Raw genomic sequence first — 14773 nt, 5'->3', positions numbered from 1 at the left:
GTTGTCACTGCAAATATATAAGACTATATTTGATAAATAACTGATTTACAGAGTATTGGGATATATATAACATCAGATGTCATCATGTTACACCGCAGGACGGAAACCCGGACGGGAGAAGGCGGGAGCGTCAAGGCAGGGACAGGAACAAACGGGAGCAGGGAGATAGCGACGCGAGCCGCACCGCAGACGGGAAAAGGCAGGACGAAACCGCACCGAAGGGCAAAGCACGGGAAAGAGAAAGCCTGTAATATGCAGAGTTGGGAGCGAGCGCAGCCCTTGTCCCGGTTTGATGTATTCCTGGGGACAGGCGGCAGACAGCCTTCTGCGGGGTATATTCAGAAGTCGTAACGCATTGGGACGGCAGGATCCGGATAAAATATCCCCTCCGGATTCTTTTCTGTGACCCTGTATCATGCGTCGTAGGTCGCTTCGCTTGCCAAGTCCCGGTCATTTCTTCAACTCGGACGGCAATACCGGAGCGTTTTTTCGGGCGGAAAATTACCGCAGGGAATTTTGTGTCCGAAAACCGGAGGCTTGAACGTGGAGGTATTCGCCCTCCGAGTTACCTTCTCCGAAGGGACTTGCCAAGTGAAGCGGGACTTAAGATGGCTGTTTATGGAAGAATATGGAAGCAAGCTCTTGTATGATATAGAAAAGCGTAACGGGTGCATATAAATAGTCAGAAAATCATTACTTTCGCATAATCATTGCATGGAAGTGGTACTTTTCATGTTCATTTTATGGCACCGTTCATTAAAAATGAATACACCAAATTTAAGCCTGATTTTTACGGATTATCCGCAAAAATCAGACAAAAAAGTTGTCTACACAAAATTAAAACACTATTTTTGCAGAAAAATAGCAGGACTATGATATTAAACCTGGAATTTAAGAATTATCGTTCGTTTAAGGGTACATGCTCATTTACAACCGAACCGACCTCTTCAAAAGCAAAGGCCGAAAATCTGTGTGAGGTTGAAACTAAGGCGGAGGGCAACAAGAAGGCATTGAAAATTTCCTTGATTTTTGGTGCCAACGCTTCCGGAAAGACCAACATCATAAAATTCCTGTATGGTTTCAGGCGTTGGGTACTGAATCTGGATAATCGTGTCGGTGAAGATATCACTTTGTACCAGCCTTTCAAGTTCGACAGTGCAACAGCAAACGCACCGATAGAATTCTCTATGGAGTTTATCACACAAAGAATAAGGTACAAGTATGAAATCAGTTTTTCCAGACTGCAAATCGAATCCGAATCATTGATATCCTATCCTAACGGCAAGCAGACGTTACTTTATGAACGTACATTACTTCCGGAAGACAAGGAATCGGATACGATCAAGTTCGGTTCAAGCCTTTCCACATCCAAACCGTTCAACGTGTTCAAGAACCAGCTGTTGATTTCAAAGTTCTTGAAGGACACGCCCTGTGAGCCTATAACCAATGCCGCAAAGTATTTGGCGGGCATGGTCATCTCCAACGGTTTCCATGAAGATACCGTACTTGGGGAAGACAAGGAAATGCTCAGGTGGCTTTATTCCCGTCCGGACAACAAGAAGATGCTCGCCGAATTTCTGGCTTTCGCGGATACCGGACTGGCAGATTTCCAATTGGAAAAGCGAAGCGGCGATGTGGAAGTGACAAGCCTGCACGGGTTGTACAAGGATGGCGAAAGCATCGGAAAGACAGATTTGCCATTGAAAGAGGAATCCTTTGGAACAAGGGCGTTGTTCATCATCGGTTGCCATATATTACAGGCATTGCAGAGTGGCAGTCCGTTCTTTGTGGACGAGATGGACTCCGGTCTCCACTCTTACATTACACAACTGATTGTTGACATATTCAGGAATGGACGGATCAACAAGAAGAACGCACAGTTGGTTTTCACCACGCATGATGTGAATCTTCTTGACCAGAATACTATCCGTAAGGACCAGGTCTGGTTTACGGAGAAAGACAAGTTCGGAGTTTCGGAAATGTTCACACTTTCGGACTTTGATGATGTGAGAGAAGACACCCTGTTTGCCAAATGGTATTTGAACAATAAATTTGGAGGAGTGCCTTCATTGCAATCATTGGAAAAACTCTTTGTGGAGGATGGCAAGGAATAACGAAAATACACGTCACAGCAACTATGTAATAAGGATAGTGTGCGAAGGGGACAAGACCGAGCCGCTGTTCTTTACGAGCCTGTGCGACCTGTATTGCAAAGGCAATGACGGCATGGATGTCCGTACCATCCCACAACCTTACATTCCACAGGATGAAGAAGAGGATAATTCTTCCAGAGGCAGCTACAAAGGGAAAAAGCGCAAAATCAAGACAGACGGGAAGGATGCCGCTGAAGATGTGGTAATAACCGGAGCCCCGCCATTAAAGTGGGTACGGTATGCACGGCAAATCTTGTCAGAAGGGGTTGATGAATCCTGGGCTGTCTATGACAAGGACAAGCATCCGAAGCATAAAGAAGCCTTGGCGGAAGCCGGTAAGGAAATTGACGGGAAGAAAGTCAATATCGCATTCTCCAGTCGCAGTTTTGAATATTATCTTCTTCTCCATTTTGAATACGTTTACCATTGTTTCAATGAAACGGAATGCGGGGAAAAGATCCGGGGTAAAAAACATATATTTGAATGCGGTACCGGAAAGAATCCTGAAAAAGACTGTGGCGGCAAGAACTGTATAAACGGTTATGCGAGAAAACAAGGATATTGGCAGGAAACCAAATCTTCAGAATCCACATTTCCTCTTGTCAAGGATAATCTGGTGAAAGGGATGGTCAATGCTTGCAGGTTAAGGGCTGAAAGTGACTTGAACACGGAAGAACCTGTCTACAATAGAAATCCATATACAAACGTGGATATCCTTGTCGGCAGGCTGATCGGCAAAGAGACCGTCGGCTATGGCAGCACATTTGAATATAAGGAACATGGCTGTGACTGGTCAGTCGGGTTCGGCGAAGATGGCTTGATTGTAACAAACAGCAAAGACGGGGTTGAACTTTTCAGAAAAGGGATGTTCGTCATATATGATTGGGAAGAAAAGTCCCGGCGGGAATTAAATGACAATGTGCTTTTGCTGCAACCTGACGAAATGAAACTGCTACCTTGCCAACTCGAACCGACCCAGGTTATTTCCATTGAAGTTACTTCTGGAAAAGAGATATTGCTGTTGCCTAAATTTGCTATATGAGAGTTTAATATTTGATTTTTGCGGATTTTCTGCAAAAATCTTATTTTAATTCCATGAATAGCAATTTTAAGCAGAACCGTATATTTGTTTGGCAGAACAAAGGTAATGCTTACCTTTGTAGTATTAAAAGTGCCCGTGCGAGCATAGTCGTCGCATCTGCACTATAAAAAGGAAGTAGAGAAATCCCGGTCATTACGACGGGGATTTCTTGTTTTTTATACCTATACCTGTATCGGCTGTGAAGGTTCCGCAATCCACTGTCTGAATATGAGAGGACAAGGTCATTGCGGGCCTTATCTTTGATTTTAATATCCGATAATTTTAAGTTATTTGTAATAAATCTTCGTACATCCCGAAACCGAGGCATCCGGCTATGGCAAAGTCCTCCTTGCCCTTGTCCGCCAGTGATTTCAAGTCATTCACGCTGTTACAGTAGAAGAATATCTCATCGTCCTTTTCCGTGTCGGAATCCATTGCCAATGCAATCCTTGCTTCTTCCGTTTCCAGCGTGTCGTGCCATCGGATGATACAGTCCGCATAATGGGGCTCATGTCCCTGCTCGCTGTAGAATTCCAGATAGTGGCCGCCTATTTCCTTTCTGACCTCATCCGGCTTTTTCCATGAACTGTCGTCCACGATTTCAAACCCGAGTCCTTCAACCAGCAGGCGCGTTCCCTTGTCATACACCATCATGGTGCGCTTTCCCATGTATTTCTCCCGTTTCTCCGCCCAATCCGGCAAGTCCCAACGCTCGACAGTCCAAATCCCGCGATAATCCTCCGGGATGGAATTGTACCCGCTTAATGTTATCTTTCTCATTTCAAGTTATTTTATGGTGTTACAAAAGTTACCTTATACGTTTTGCACGGCTTCCCGAATGCCGGACACGGATTGAACTCCGTGCATGATTCCCAATCCACGCTCATCGTGTAGCCGTTCGGGAAATTCTCTCCGGTGAACCGGCTTATCATCTCCAAATCCTCATTCGCCAGGAACAGTTCCTCCTCGATACCGTACTCCAATGCGAAAATCGCCCATTCGGGAATATTGTCCCAAACGAGCGTCTGTCTGTTGTCCCTATTCATGGTTCCGATGTTTGTTGCGATAATCCCATAAGGCTGTCGATGATGCCTTTCATCTCCGTTTCCCATTTGTCCGTACCGTCCACGAGCGACGGATAGGTCAGCTGTTGCCACTGCCGGTAATCGAAAAGTTTCATCCGCAGCGGGTAGTAGTCGAACAGTTTCCTGTTGCCAAAGAATATTCTCAGGTGGTTGGTCCCCACTTCCATCAGTTTCAGTCCATAGCTGTCAAGAATCTCATGGAGCCTTTTCATCGGGGTGAAGTTGCTTCTCTTTCTCATGTCCTTTCTGTTTTTATTGTTTGAACTTTATTTCATTTCAACAGCACATTTCATACAAGGCGGCATCGGTCAAGGTACACAGCTCCTCGTCCGTGCAATAACCGTCAATCTCCTCGTTCGCCTCCATTGCCTCATAAACGCCATTGCGCATGTCGTTCACCAGTTCATCGCACAGGCTTTCCACCGACACCCTGAACGTGCGATTGCCGGCATGTATTTCCCTGACCGGGTAGGCACATCCTTTCCAATAGGTCTTGCCGATGACGACTTCTTCCGCATTCCCTTCGATGCGGTCCAGATATTCCTTTATGATATCCCCGTGGCAAGGGTTCGGTTTACAGAAACATCCCAATGTCTTGCCCTGCAATTCCCCGATCCGTCTTCGGAACTCTTCATCCGTGCCTAAACGGTGGTAAAAATACTTCCTGTAACGTTCCAGCGTGTCGCCCCTTGCCATTGCCGCATCCGGCCTGAACGGGTTCCCGAAATAACCGTCTTTTCCACGTCCCGCCCTTCCTATATATACATCACAGGATTCCTTGCGGATATTGACCACTTTAGTCTTGCTCATGACTTGTTGTTTTTTTAGTTGAACATTCCCGGCTCGGCGAGCCGATATTTTATTTCTTGCCTGCCTTACCGTTCCGTGCCGGATTGCGCAAGGCTTTTCGGGAAAATACCGCAAGCGCAGCGCGGAAGATTTTCCCGAAAACCCGCAAGGGCCCGGCCTTGCCCAATCCGACAGGCACGGGACGACCTTTGCAGGCTGAAATAAAACAGCGGTGCATTCCTGCCTATCCGTTTTCACCCTCCCCGTTCTCCTGCGGAATGAGATGTCTTAATTCCGGGTCATTCTTTATGCGCTCCAATTCCTCCTCGATAATTTGCAGCACATCGGCTTTTATCCGGGAGTAGTTACGGTCGATCTGCTGCTGCATGATGTCGTTCCCGTCCTCGTCCCTGAACTCGTTGATGACCGGTATTTTCTTGTATGCTTTCATTTCTTCCGACACCTTTTCGCTGTCCACGATGATGCGGGAATGGAAAATCTTCTGCTCGATTTCCTCCCCGAAGTTGTCCGCCACGCTGCCCACGAACGTACCCTGCGAGAGATTCGCAATCTTTGAGGCGGGTATCAGGGAATCGAGCTGCGTGTTGATGGATGTCGAGGTGTCCTGGCGGTTGATGGAGATGGACTGGCGCTGTTGCAGGATTTTACCGAACCTCTCGGACAACGACTTGGCCGTTTCCCCGACGACCTGCCCGCTGAAGATATTGCCCACCGTGTTCTGGATTACCTTCGCTTCCTTTTCTCCGTAGTCACGGGTCAATTGCGAGAAATCCTGGAAGCCGAGACAGACCGCCACCTTGTTGCTGCGGGCGGTGGCAATCAGGTTGTCAATGCCGCGAAAATAGATTGTGGGAAGCTCGTCTATGATGATGGAGGATTTGACTTGTCCCTTTTTATTCACTAATTTCACAATACGGCTGTTGTACAGTCCGAGGGCGGCGGAATAGATGTTCTGCCTGTCAGGATTGTTACCGACACAGAGTATCTTCGGATGTTCGGGATTGTTCAGGTCGAGCGTGAAATCATCGCCCGTCATCACCCAGTAAAGCTGCGGTGAAATCATCCTTGAAAGCGGGATTTTCGCGCTTGCTATCTGGCCACTGGCTAAGCACCCGGCGCCTTGCCATGTTTTACCATGGCAGGTTTCCAAGCACTCGCCTCCGAACCGTGCTGACAGGTCTCCCCGTACACGGCTCTCCACCTTCTCATTCAGTCTAACTTTCCCGAATGTATTTTCTGATGACATACTGTACATACTGCTAATGTTTTACGGTTACGGGAAATCATTTTTATTTCCCAATCACTTTTGCCTTTCAAGTCTTTGAGCTTGCGTACATGGTGCATTTCAAGATTATCTGTTGCACCGCAATTTTCACATACCCGTGCTTGGAGTCTCTTGATTAGACCATTTCTGCCACCCGTTATAGCGACTGTATTAGGCAACTTATCATCTAAATTTCGATTCGGCAGTTCCTTACGTTTGAAACCCTTGTCGTAAAACTCACGTCTGACCTCATATCCTTTTTTATTTGTGTAGGGTATGGAGAATACACCGTTTTTCTTGTACTTCGCGATAATCTTCTTCTTTGAAGTAGTGTATTTGCCGGCATATGTCTTGTACATACTATACTCCATAATGTTATAGAATGAGTCAATAACAGGACAGTTGTTCGCTATCGAATAGTAGTTATAGAACCCTATGATTTCGGAGTTATATTGGCTTATAATCTCCAAATCATCAAGACATCTCATATATGGACGACCTTTGGATTTCCAGACCTCTTTTCCATTCTGCTTGACAATCTTCACAGCATCATATTCAAGAAGTTTCTTTCTTATCGTTTCGGTTGTTACATATAGGACAATCTTGTGATCTAACGACCTTGTCAAATGACCGTTCTTATCTCTGCGTGTATCATTGGACTTTCGTACAAAAACATCATACCCCAGAAATTTGGCGTGTTTTCTTGCATTGGTAATCAGAGTTTTTTCATCAGACAGTTCCAATTTTAATTTGTCAGCCATAAATTGCTTTATGTCCTCCTTGATTTGGATACAATCTTGCTTACTACCGATTACTCCAATTAGAAAATCATCCGCATATCTTATGTATTTCAGTCGTTTGATACTGTTATCCATTTCATCACCAGCAGGATATTTCAGTCGTTCTTTGACAGTTTCTCTAATTTCTGCAAACAACTGTTTACATTCCATTTCATCAACAGTGTTTCGTAGTTTTGTAACTAACTTGGCTTTACGATGTCCGAGTTGTTTTGCAATCGGATTTTCCTTGCGTCTTTTTCCCTTGTTGAAGTTTTCGATGTATTCCTTGATATACTTATCAAACTTGTCGAGGTAGATGTTAGCCAGTATGGGGCTAATGATACCACCTTGCGGAGTTCCGCTGTATGATTTGTGGAATACCCAATCTTCAACATATCCCGCGTTCAGGAACTTTCTGATAAGTCGAAGGAATCTTTCATCAGAAATCCTTTCTGAAAGAATGGCTATCAACACTTCGTGGTCTATGTTATCGAAGAAGCCTTTGATGTCCCCTTCGATAAACCATTTTGTATTGTTGAATGTCTTTTGAATGCTTGAAAGTGCAGTCTGTGGACTTCTTTGCGGTCTGAAACCGTGAGAAGAATTTTCAAAACTGCCCTCATATATTGCTTCCAAAATCATTCGGATAACCTCTTGCAGAAGTTTGTCTATGAATGTCGGAATACCCAACGGTCTCATTTTTCCGTTTTTTTTCGGAATATAAACTCGCTGTGAGGGTTTCGGCTGATACGTCTCATTCTTGAGCGTATCAATTAACTGTTCAATGTGGGATATACTGAATCCGTCAACGGTCTTTCCGTCAACTCCCTTTGTCATATTGCCTTGTTTGGCATATATGCGCTGGTAGGTTATGTAGTACATCTCTTCATTAAACAGTATCCGATACAGACGTTCGAACTTGTACTCCAAGTCGGAACTGTGTTGCGTCAGACTGTTTAATATCTTTTCCGGATTTCTTTTCATGTCTCTCACATTTTCCAAAATTAGACATTAAACGATATTGGCTGCTTCCCTTCGCCATGTACAAGGCTTTCCCTTGCTCGGACTACTACGGAAGCTCTGTTACCATGTCGGATATTCAAAGGTCTTTACCTTATAGCCTTTTAAGGCATTCCGATTTAGGTAATCCCCGTTTAGACATATAATAACTATTTGGCATGGCAGATTGTCGGATACGACTTTCGTCCTTTACTATGTATGTAGTTGCTCCGTGATAAGTTCTTTTGCCCAATCAACCTACAAGGAGAAGTTGGGTATCACAGCAAAACGTCTGTAACTGTCTTCCGTTAAGGCTTAACCATCGAGCCGCTCGGACTATCGTTCAACCAGTATAGGCTTTATCCTCATATCTGTCTTTTCACCTCGCCACACGGTCAGGACTTGACAGTTAGTCCACTTGCGGCTTTGCCGACATGCTACACTCCCCATCGTCTTTCGTTGAATGGATAAGTCGGCTGGTGATAGGTTATTATTTCAAAGAACACGAACCTAATAGCTTGCCAAAGCTATATTTATTATATGCCCTTACGGGCGCAGTTGGAGCTGATCTTGTGCGCCTGATTGCCAGGCATCCATGAACGGGGAAAGGTAGTTTTCCAAGGACGGGTATGAGGTCAGGATGGTGAAAATATCGGCATACGGCTTGTTCAGAAATTCAATGGCGTGTGGGAAGGTGCAATACTTGCCGTCCTTGTAAATCCGCAAATACCAGATAATTGCGGCGAGCAGGATAATCGGCGATTCCACAAAAAAGTCACCTTGCTTCTGTATCCAGGTCTTGTTCAAATTAAGCATGATCGTATAAGCAGACTCATAGGCGTCCGATATGTCCGCCATGAATTTCGGATTGATGGGATTGCAGCGGTGGCTGCGTCTGGGGTCATCGAAATTGATGACATAGAACTCCGGCTTGACCTTATAGCGTTCCTTGTACTTAAGCAGATGGTTGTAGGCTATCTCCGAAAGGTCCGGATGCTTGTAATCGTAAATATACATGGCGAAAGATTTCTCAATCTGCTGCTTGATGTAGTTGTTCACCACTGCATAACTCTTTCCCGAACCCGGCGTCCCCAGCACGATGCTGGCGCGGAAAGGGTTCACGACATTTATCCAGCCGTCCCATTCCCTGCCTTGATAGACAAACTTTGTCGGCAAGTTCACGGAATATTCGTTCTCCATGAGCCGTGTCTCCTGCATGAAACTCTCGTTGGCGGTATTGAACACATCCTCCATCAGGTTATGCTTCAGCATACGGCTTATCCATACCCCTGACATCAGCAGGAAAATGTAGCCTGCGGTGAGCGTCAGCGTATATGCGACCGCATTCACCATCGGGTTGAAAGGCAGGTCAAGCATCCACCAGTTCATGAAGAACAGGACGAGCCCGCCGAGAAAAGCGGCATATACCTTCCGCCATGTCATCTTCTGGTTCTTTACGCCTTTTGTACCCAAACACGAGAGGGCAAGGAATATGACGGCAAAGACTTTTGTTATGAGCAGGTTGCTGAACAGTCCTGCCGTCCTCTGGAAATTCAGGAGTATCCTGTCGACTACCCCGATGTTGATACCCATGTCCACGAATGACCGGTAACAGTACCAGTAGACGTGGATGACAATAAACACGATGGATATGGCACGCATGAACTCCATGACTTTTGCCAGTCCCCTCAAATCATCTTCTTGTTGCATAACGATATGGTTTTATGGTTGAAAATTCTATAACTATGAAATCCCGCGCGAACGGCGTTTTTTCTTCTTGCGTTGCAGTCTGCGGGCAAGCGCCTCCTCTTCGGGGTCGGGACCGTTCGTGTCAAGACTGAATATTCCGAAAGCCTGTTCGATGGCACTCTCCACGCTGTCGGAAAGTCTTTCCTGCAAGCCGGTATATTCTCCCGTAGTTTCCACTCCGGGAATGTCCTGCGGCCTGTTGAATAGTTGCTCGAAGGCGTTGGCGGAAAATTCCTTCCCGAGACGGGAGCCGTTGCAGACCTCCTTGTTCACATGGTCTATGAAGGTCACGCCGTAGATGCGCCCTTCCGTGTTCTCCCGGAATACCACGTCGATTCCTTTTCCTGCAAGCAGCCGGATAAAGTCCTCCCGGTTGCCACGGCAGCCGTGCATGGCCGTCGCCACCCCGTTCCGCATTTTAGGCTTCCATTTTCCTGCCTTGAACTCCCGGGCATTGTGCCCGGCCCGTTTCTCTATCCCTTCATGGCCGAAACGTTTCCCTATAAGGGAAGACTTTATGGGCGTGCATACCGGCCTGCCCGTGTCATCCGTAAGGGTATAGACGATACCGTTGTAGGGCGAGCCTTCAAACTCCCCCTTGACCTGTTTCGCCTCGATGTTGAAGCACGCCAGCAGGGCGCTGTATTCCCCGAATGACTGGAAGCGGTAGGAGGTGAATACACTTTTCAGGATATTGGATACCTGGCGTTTCACATCCCCGTCCCGGTAGTCCGCCTTTTTAAGGTACGGCTCCAGCAGTTCCCTGCGCTTGTCGTCCACCTGTTTAAGGCCGAACCTGCGTTCCAGTTCCCGGCAGGCTTCCATCGAGCGGTTCCATTCGTAGGCATCACTGATTTTCTCCCCGTTTTCGTTTACGCAGGTGGAAACGATATGGATGTGCCTGCGGTCTATGTCCTCGTGGAGATACACGATGTAGGGCTGGTCGCCGTACCCCATCCTCTGCATGTATTCACGGGCCAACTCTGCGAACTGTCCGTCCGTGAGGCGGTCATCCACGGACGGGTTCAGGGATATGTGCAGCACGGGCTTTTCCGTGTTCCTGTTGGCGGCCAGATAGCTGTCGAAAGCCCACAGTGTCTGCCGCATGATGTTTCCGGGGTTTCCGGTGAGGTCGGTAATCATGCGGTTGCCCGCTATGATGCGCGCGGTGGCGCCGTCCACTTTCCACTGGTTGTAGATGACCGCCCCGTAAAGCGAGGCACCCCTGTTGATCTTAGCCACCATTCCGCTGTTCCTCCTTCCTTCTTTTTATTAGGTATTCCTCCTCGAACTCGCGCGTCAGCAGGATAATCCGCTTGCTCAGCACCACCAGGTCGATGGTCGCCTTTTCCAGACTGCGGAGCAGGACGAAAGCCCGTTTCTCCCCGAAATTCGACTTGACGGCTTTCACCGTCTGGTTGTAGTTGTTGCCTATCGCCTGGAACTGGTGATAGAAATTGGTCAGGCGGATATAGTAGTCCATCGCCGCCTTGTCGATTCTGACCACCTTCATTTCCCGTCCGAAAATCATCGCCTTGATGAACCTTGCACGGTGTTTCAGCCCTGATTTCTGAAACAGCAGCTCGAACTGCCCGTTCTCCCGGGAGTTCAGCTTGATGCCGTAACGGAACACCGCCGGGTCCGGTTTCGGTTTCCTTCCCGTGCTTTTCCTTGTCTTTCCTTTTTTGTTTTCCTCCATACGCATTGATGTTTTTGTCTGTTGATTTTTCCGTCATGGATTTCCGACTTTGGAGGAAATCCCTCCCGAGCCGGCAGGCGAGCGGCAAGTTTGTTTCGGGATGCCCGAATCGTTTCGGGCGGCCCGAAACACAACTTGCTATGTTCGCTTGAACATGAATTTTCCTTCCGTCAAATTGTATTTTGACCTTCAGCCTCATTCTTCGGCTTCGGAATGAGGCCGCCACAGGAGTCATTCTGTTCACGGGGGCAAAGTTATGACGATGTAATATATTGTAAAATAGCGTGTTATATGTAAAAGAATGTCATATAGTGACAAGGGTCGTCACCTTCCTTGGAACATGGTGCCGATATGAAATTTTCCTCTTTTATTTGCAGCATGAACGGATGAAACCGAGTCTCCGATAACGGGATAACGGTCATGTTGTCCGATGCTTCCGTTAGCGGTCGGGACAGTGGAAACAATGTCGGATATGACGGTTGTCGGAATGTCATGACCAACAGGCCGGCCATTATCGGAATAGCGGACGCGGTAACGGAGACACTATTGGCAGGAATGACGGATAAATCCGATAACGGATACGACATCCGGTGGCCGGTTGGAAGAAAGCGTTCATGGATTGACGGATGAAACAGACAATCATTCAATAACCATTTAACAAGAAAGATTATGAGCAAGGAACCTTTATTCGTTGCTATCAGCAACCAGAAAGGAGGGGTTGGGAAATCAGCCCTGACGGTAGTGCTTTCCAGCTACCTGCATTTCGGGAAAAACCTGAACGTGGCGGTCATTGATTGTGATTCTCCCCAGCACAGCCTTGTGCGCATGAGGGAACGGGACAAAAAAGCCGCTGCCAACAGTCCCTATTACCAACAATTGCTGCAACAGCAGTGGGAGCGCGTACAGAAGAAATCATATCCTATTGTCGGCTCCACTGCGGAAAAGGCAAGGGAGGCTGCGGACGAGCTTGCCGCAAGCGGTGATTATGACCTGATTTTCGTGGATCTGCCCGGAACGGTGGAAGCCACGGGGGTATTCCGTACCATTGTCAATATGGACTATGTCCTGACACCCACCACACCGGATCTTATCATCATGCAGAGCACGCTTGCTTTCTCGACAACGGTGCTCGATTATGTCAGGAACATGAAGGATGTGCCTCTCAAGGATATCATCTTCTTTTGGAACAAGCTGAAGAAACGCACCAACGTGGAAATCTACAGGTCGTACTCGGAGGTCATGAAGGAGTTGCACCTGACTGTTCTCGACAGCACGCTTCCGGATTTGTGCCGCTACGAGAAGGAAATCACCCATTCCAACCGCGCCTTTTTCCGTTGTACCCTGTTGCCACCCCCTGCCAGGCAACTGGAAGGAAGCGGACTGAAGGAATTGGCGGAAGAACTTATTGTCAAACTTAAACTGGTACGGTCATGACGAAGAAAAAAGTGGAAGTGAACGAGGATGTCCTGAAGAATATCATTGTCGGGGACATACCTGTCTTCGGCAGGGAGAAGCCGGCAGAAGAAAATACGGGACAACCGGAAACAGAGGCTCATCCTGTCACAGAACCCGCCAGTTCCCCGTCAGAGAAAGCGGTTTCTGTAAAAACCCGGAAAAAGAAAGAGGAAACGGGTAGTTACCGGGAAAGGTTCCTGGTTAACATTCCGGCATCCAACCGTTCCCATGTCTATATAAACCGTGAAGTGGCCGAATGTATCAAGCGTGTCCTTCCGGTCATTGCCCCGGACATGAGCATATCGGGGTATATAAGCAATATCCTTGTGGAGCATATCCAGCAGCATTGGGAGGAAATCAACGAATTATACAACAAAGAATATTACAAACCATTAAAACCGTTTTAGCCATGACACAGATTGTTTTTCAAGCCGCAGCCATATGTTGCTGCATTTACACCGCTTACAGATTGGGATTGTTCATTATGAAGAAACTGCATAAGGACAACAAAACCGGGAAAACCGTTCAAGCCACTTCGTCTGAAATTTCCGGGGAAGCGGAACCGGCAAGTGGACCGGACCGGATTTCTCCGTCTTCCATCAAAGAACTGGTCAATATCGCACGCTCAGAACATCTGTCGTATCGGGTCACATATCTGGCGAATTATCCGGTCGGCAACCGCATACAGGTCTATATAAACAGGGACAGTTATGCCTTTATCAAACGTTTTCTGGCCGTTGTCTCCCCTGATACATCCCTGTCCGGATTTATAAGCAGGATTGTAGACGAACATCTGAAGAAACATGAGAATGAAATGTCCGAATTGTACACGGAATGTATCACTAAACCTTTATGACCTGTATGGAAGCGACATTCTATTTTACAGTAAAGATTGCCTGTGCGGTTCTCGTGCTACGGGATTTATGGATATTCGTCTTCAACAAACGAATGTATGGCATATGGGACAAAATCTACAATTTGATGCGTATCGCCCGCATCAGGTTATGGCAGTACCGGAAAAAGCGTATGGCTGAAAAAACGCGGAATGCCCGTCGTAAGGCGAGGCGCGGCAAAGTGCGGCCTTTGGCAAGCGGGCAGGAATCTTTTCCTGATAAAGTTGGCCGGAAACCGGAAATTGATGTCTCCCCACCCACCGACGATGTAATCGGAAAGACAAAGATTGTCTATCTGGAAGACCCTGAAACTGCAAGAATGACGCCTACACGCTCGGAGCCTCTGAAAAAAGAGCCCATAGAGGAAGATGAGGAAATCAGTCCGGATGATGTGGAGGATGGTTTCCGGCAAGACGATAAAGGACTGACCGATGAGGACAAACGTGACCTGATGTCTCCCGTAGATTCCGAACCGGATCCTGAATTTGACACGGCCATGACCTTCGAGGATATAAACAATGTGGCAGAGGTGCTGATGTCCGAAAATCCGGATGAACAGAAAGCCATCCGTGCTGCCGCCACCATACATCATAAGATGCAGGACACGCTCATACTCTCTTTTCTTACAGACAAATTGAGCAATCAGGAAAAGGTTTGCCGGCTACTCAGTGAATGTCTGGATGAAACAGGGAGGCCATTGAGAAAACGAAAGGCTGCATCCAGGAAGGTGAATGCTTTCGATATAGATAAATTCGTTTAATTGTTTCTTTTTGCTGTCATATTTTGGGGAGTATGCCGATGCGATA

Annotated in this window: 15 protein-coding genes and 2 pseudogenes; 8 read left to right on the top strand and 9 right to left on the bottom strand. The window is 47.1% G+C overall.

Features of this window, described 5'->3' with window-relative positions:
- Positions 1 to 84: 84 nt before the first annotated feature.
- From C233_RS24685 to C233_RS0107865, 3 genes are all read left to right on the top strand, one after another.
- Complete coding sequence (locus C233_RS24685) at positions 85 to 351, top strand: hypothetical protein (protein ID WP_025068867.1); 267 nt, start codon at positions 85 to 87, stop codon at positions 349 to 351.
- A gap of 521 nt (positions 352 to 872) precedes the next feature.
- Positions 873 to 2114: an AAA family ATPase gene (locus C233_RS23220; RefSeq protein WP_018667050.1), complete on the top strand. Its 1242-nt coding sequence runs from the start codon at positions 873 to 875 to the stop codon at positions 2112 to 2114.
- Positions 2101 to 3195, top strand: a complete 1095-nt coding sequence (locus C233_RS0107865) for an RloB family protein (RefSeq protein ID WP_025068866.1) — start codon at positions 2101 to 2103, stop codon at positions 3193 to 3195. The genes C233_RS23220 and C233_RS0107865 overlap by 14 nt, the downstream gene beginning before the upstream one ends.
- Positions 3196 to 3516: 321 nt before the next feature.
- Here C233_RS0107865 and C233_RS0107860 read toward each other — a convergent pair whose 3' ends face one another.
- The 9 genes and pseudogenes from C233_RS0107860 to mobA all read right to left on the bottom strand — a co-directional run bounded on the left by C233_RS0107860 (position 3517) and on the right by mobA (position 11625).
- Positions 3517 to 4014, bottom strand: coding sequence for a hypothetical protein (locus tag C233_RS0107860; RefSeq protein ID WP_018667048.1), 498 nt, complete (start codon positions 4012 to 4014; stop codon positions 3517 to 3519).
- An 11-nt stretch (positions 4015 to 4025) separates the two neighbouring features.
- The gene (locus tag C233_RS0107855; protein WP_018667047.1) at positions 4026 to 4280 is read right to left on the bottom strand and encodes a DUF6926 domain-containing protein; all 255 of its coding nucleotides are present in this window, start codon (positions 4278 to 4280) and stop codon (positions 4026 to 4028) included.
- Complete coding sequence (locus C233_RS0107850; protein ID WP_025068865.1) at positions 4277 to 4558, bottom strand: hypothetical protein; 282 nt, start codon at positions 4556 to 4558, stop codon at positions 4277 to 4279. The genes C233_RS0107855 and C233_RS0107850 overlap by 4 nt, the downstream gene beginning before the upstream one ends.
- A gap of 37 nt (positions 4559 to 4595) precedes the next feature.
- Positions 4596 to 5129: a DUF4326 domain-containing protein gene (locus tag C233_RS0107845; protein ID WP_018667045.1), complete on the bottom strand. Its 534-nt coding sequence runs from the start codon at positions 5127 to 5129 to the stop codon at positions 4596 to 4598.
- 223 nt (positions 5130 to 5352) lie between these two features.
- Positions 5353 to 6231 (bottom strand): annotated as a pseudogene (locus tag C233_RS0107835) (TraM recognition domain-containing protein); the annotation flags it as partial.
- A 107-nt stretch (positions 6232 to 6338) separates the two neighbouring features.
- Positions 6339 to 8156, bottom strand: a complete 1818-nt coding sequence (locus C233_RS0107830; RefSeq protein ID WP_025068863.1) for a reverse transcriptase domain-containing protein — start codon at positions 8154 to 8156, stop codon at positions 6339 to 6341.
- Between the two features lie 573 nt (positions 8157 to 8729).
- Positions 8730 to 9881, bottom strand: a pseudogene (locus C233_RS22430) (YWFCY domain-containing protein); the annotation flags it as partial.
- A 33-nt stretch (positions 9882 to 9914) separates the two neighbouring features.
- Positions 9915 to 11165, bottom strand: a complete 1251-nt coding sequence (gene mobB, locus C233_RS0107820) for a conjugal transfer protein MobB (protein ID WP_018667039.1) — start codon at positions 11163 to 11165, stop codon at positions 9915 to 9917.
- The gene (gene mobA, locus C233_RS0107815) at positions 11155 to 11625 is read right to left on the bottom strand and encodes a conjugal transfer protein MobA (protein WP_018667038.1); all 471 of its coding nucleotides are present in this window, start codon (positions 11623 to 11625) and stop codon (positions 11155 to 11157) included. Before mobA ends, mobB begins: the two co-directional genes overlap by 11 nt.
- Before the next feature lie 414 nt (positions 11626 to 12039).
- Here mobA and C233_RS22425 point away from each other — a divergent pair, with 414 nt between their 5' ends.
- Genes C233_RS22425 through C233_RS0107790 form a run of 5 tightly spaced genes read left to right on the top strand, consistent with a single transcriptional unit; the run spans position 12040 to position 14727 of the window.
- Positions 12040 to 12249, top strand: a complete 210-nt coding sequence (locus tag C233_RS22425; RefSeq protein WP_018667037.1) for a hypothetical protein — start codon at positions 12040 to 12042, stop codon at positions 12247 to 12249.
- A gap of 39 nt (positions 12250 to 12288) precedes the next feature.
- Entirely contained in the window at positions 12289 to 13053 is a 765-nt protein-coding gene (locus tag C233_RS0107805) for a ParA family protein (protein WP_018667036.1), read from the top strand.
- The gene (locus tag C233_RS0107800; protein ID WP_018667035.1) at positions 13050 to 13481 is read left to right on the top strand and encodes a DUF3408 domain-containing protein; all 432 of its coding nucleotides are present in this window, start codon (positions 13050 to 13052) and stop codon (positions 13479 to 13481) included. Before C233_RS0107805 ends, C233_RS0107800 begins: the two co-directional genes overlap by 4 nt.
- A 2-nt stretch (positions 13482 to 13483) precedes the next feature.
- On the top strand, positions 13484 to 13930 hold the full coding sequence (locus tag C233_RS0107795) for a DUF3408 domain-containing protein (RefSeq protein ID WP_018667034.1): 447 nt from the start codon (positions 13484 to 13486) through the stop codon (positions 13928 to 13930).
- 5 nt (positions 13931 to 13935) lie between these two features.
- On the top strand, positions 13936 to 14727 hold the full coding sequence (locus tag C233_RS0107790) for a DUF4122 family protein (protein WP_025068861.1): 792 nt from the start codon (positions 13936 to 13938) through the stop codon (positions 14725 to 14727).
- The last annotated feature ends 46 nt before the right edge of the window (positions 14728 to 14773 follow it).

The organism is Bacteroides gallinarum DSM 18171 = JCM 13658, assembly GCF_000374365.1.
Classification (GTDB): domain Bacteria; phylum Bacteroidota; class Bacteroidia; order Bacteroidales; family Bacteroidaceae; genus Bacteroides; species Bacteroides gallinarum.
The sequence above is the reverse complement of the archived record's forward strand: the minus strand, read 5'-3'. Positions and strand labels throughout refer to the sequence as shown.

Bases quoted from the DNA above. Each gene is read 5' to 3' on its own strand.
- C233_RS0107805 (WP_018667036.1), top strand. From the start codon at position 12,289: ATGAGCAAGGAACCTTTATTCGTTGCTATCAGCAACCAGAAAGGAGGG.
- C233_RS0107860 (WP_018667048.1), bottom strand. From the start codon at position 4,014: ATGAGAAAGATAACATTAAGCGGGTACAATTCCATCCCGGAGGATTAT.
- C233_RS0107790 (WP_025068861.1), top strand. From the start codon at position 13,936: ATGGAAGCGACATTCTATTTTACAGTAAAGATTGCCTGTGCGGTTCTC.
- C233_RS24685 (WP_025068867.1), top strand. From the start codon at position 85: ATGTTACACCGCAGGACGGAAACCCGGACGGGAGAAGGCGGGAGCGTC.
- mobB (WP_018667039.1), bottom strand. From the start codon at position 11,165: ATGGTGGCTAAGATCAACAGGGGTGCCTCGCTTTACGGGGCGGTCATC.
- C233_RS0107795 (WP_018667034.1), top strand. From the start codon at position 13,484: ATGACACAGATTGTTTTTCAAGCCGCAGCCATATGTTGCTGCATTTAC.
- mobA (WP_018667038.1), bottom strand. From the start codon at position 11,625: ATGCGTATGGAGGAAAACAAAAAAGGAAAGACAAGGAAAAGCACGGGA.
- C233_RS0107800 (WP_018667035.1), top strand. From the start codon at position 13,050: ATGACGAAGAAAAAAGTGGAAGTGAACGAGGATGTCCTGAAGAATATC.
- C233_RS23220 (WP_018667050.1), top strand. From the start codon at position 873: ATGATATTAAACCTGGAATTTAAGAATTATCGTTCGTTTAAGGGTACA.
- C233_RS0107865 (WP_025068866.1), top strand. From the start codon at position 2,101: ATGGCAAGGAATAACGAAAATACACGTCACAGCAACTATGTAATAAGG.
- C233_RS0107845 (WP_018667045.1), bottom strand. From the start codon at position 5,129: ATGAGCAAGACTAAAGTGGTCAATATCCGCAAGGAATCCTGTGATGTA.
- C233_RS22425 (WP_018667037.1), top strand. From the start codon at position 12,040: ATGTTGTCCGATGCTTCCGTTAGCGGTCGGGACAGTGGAAACAATGTC.
- C233_RS0107830 (WP_025068863.1), bottom strand. From the start codon at position 8,156: ATGAAAAGAAATCCGGAAAAGATATTAAACAGTCTGACGCAACACAGT.
- C233_RS0107855 (WP_018667047.1), bottom strand. From the start codon at position 4,280: ATGAATAGGGACAACAGACAGACGCTCGTTTGGGACAATATTCCCGAA.
- C233_RS0107850 (WP_025068865.1), bottom strand. From the start codon at position 4,558: ATGAGAAAGAGAAGCAACTTCACCCCGATGAAAAGGCTCCATGAGATT.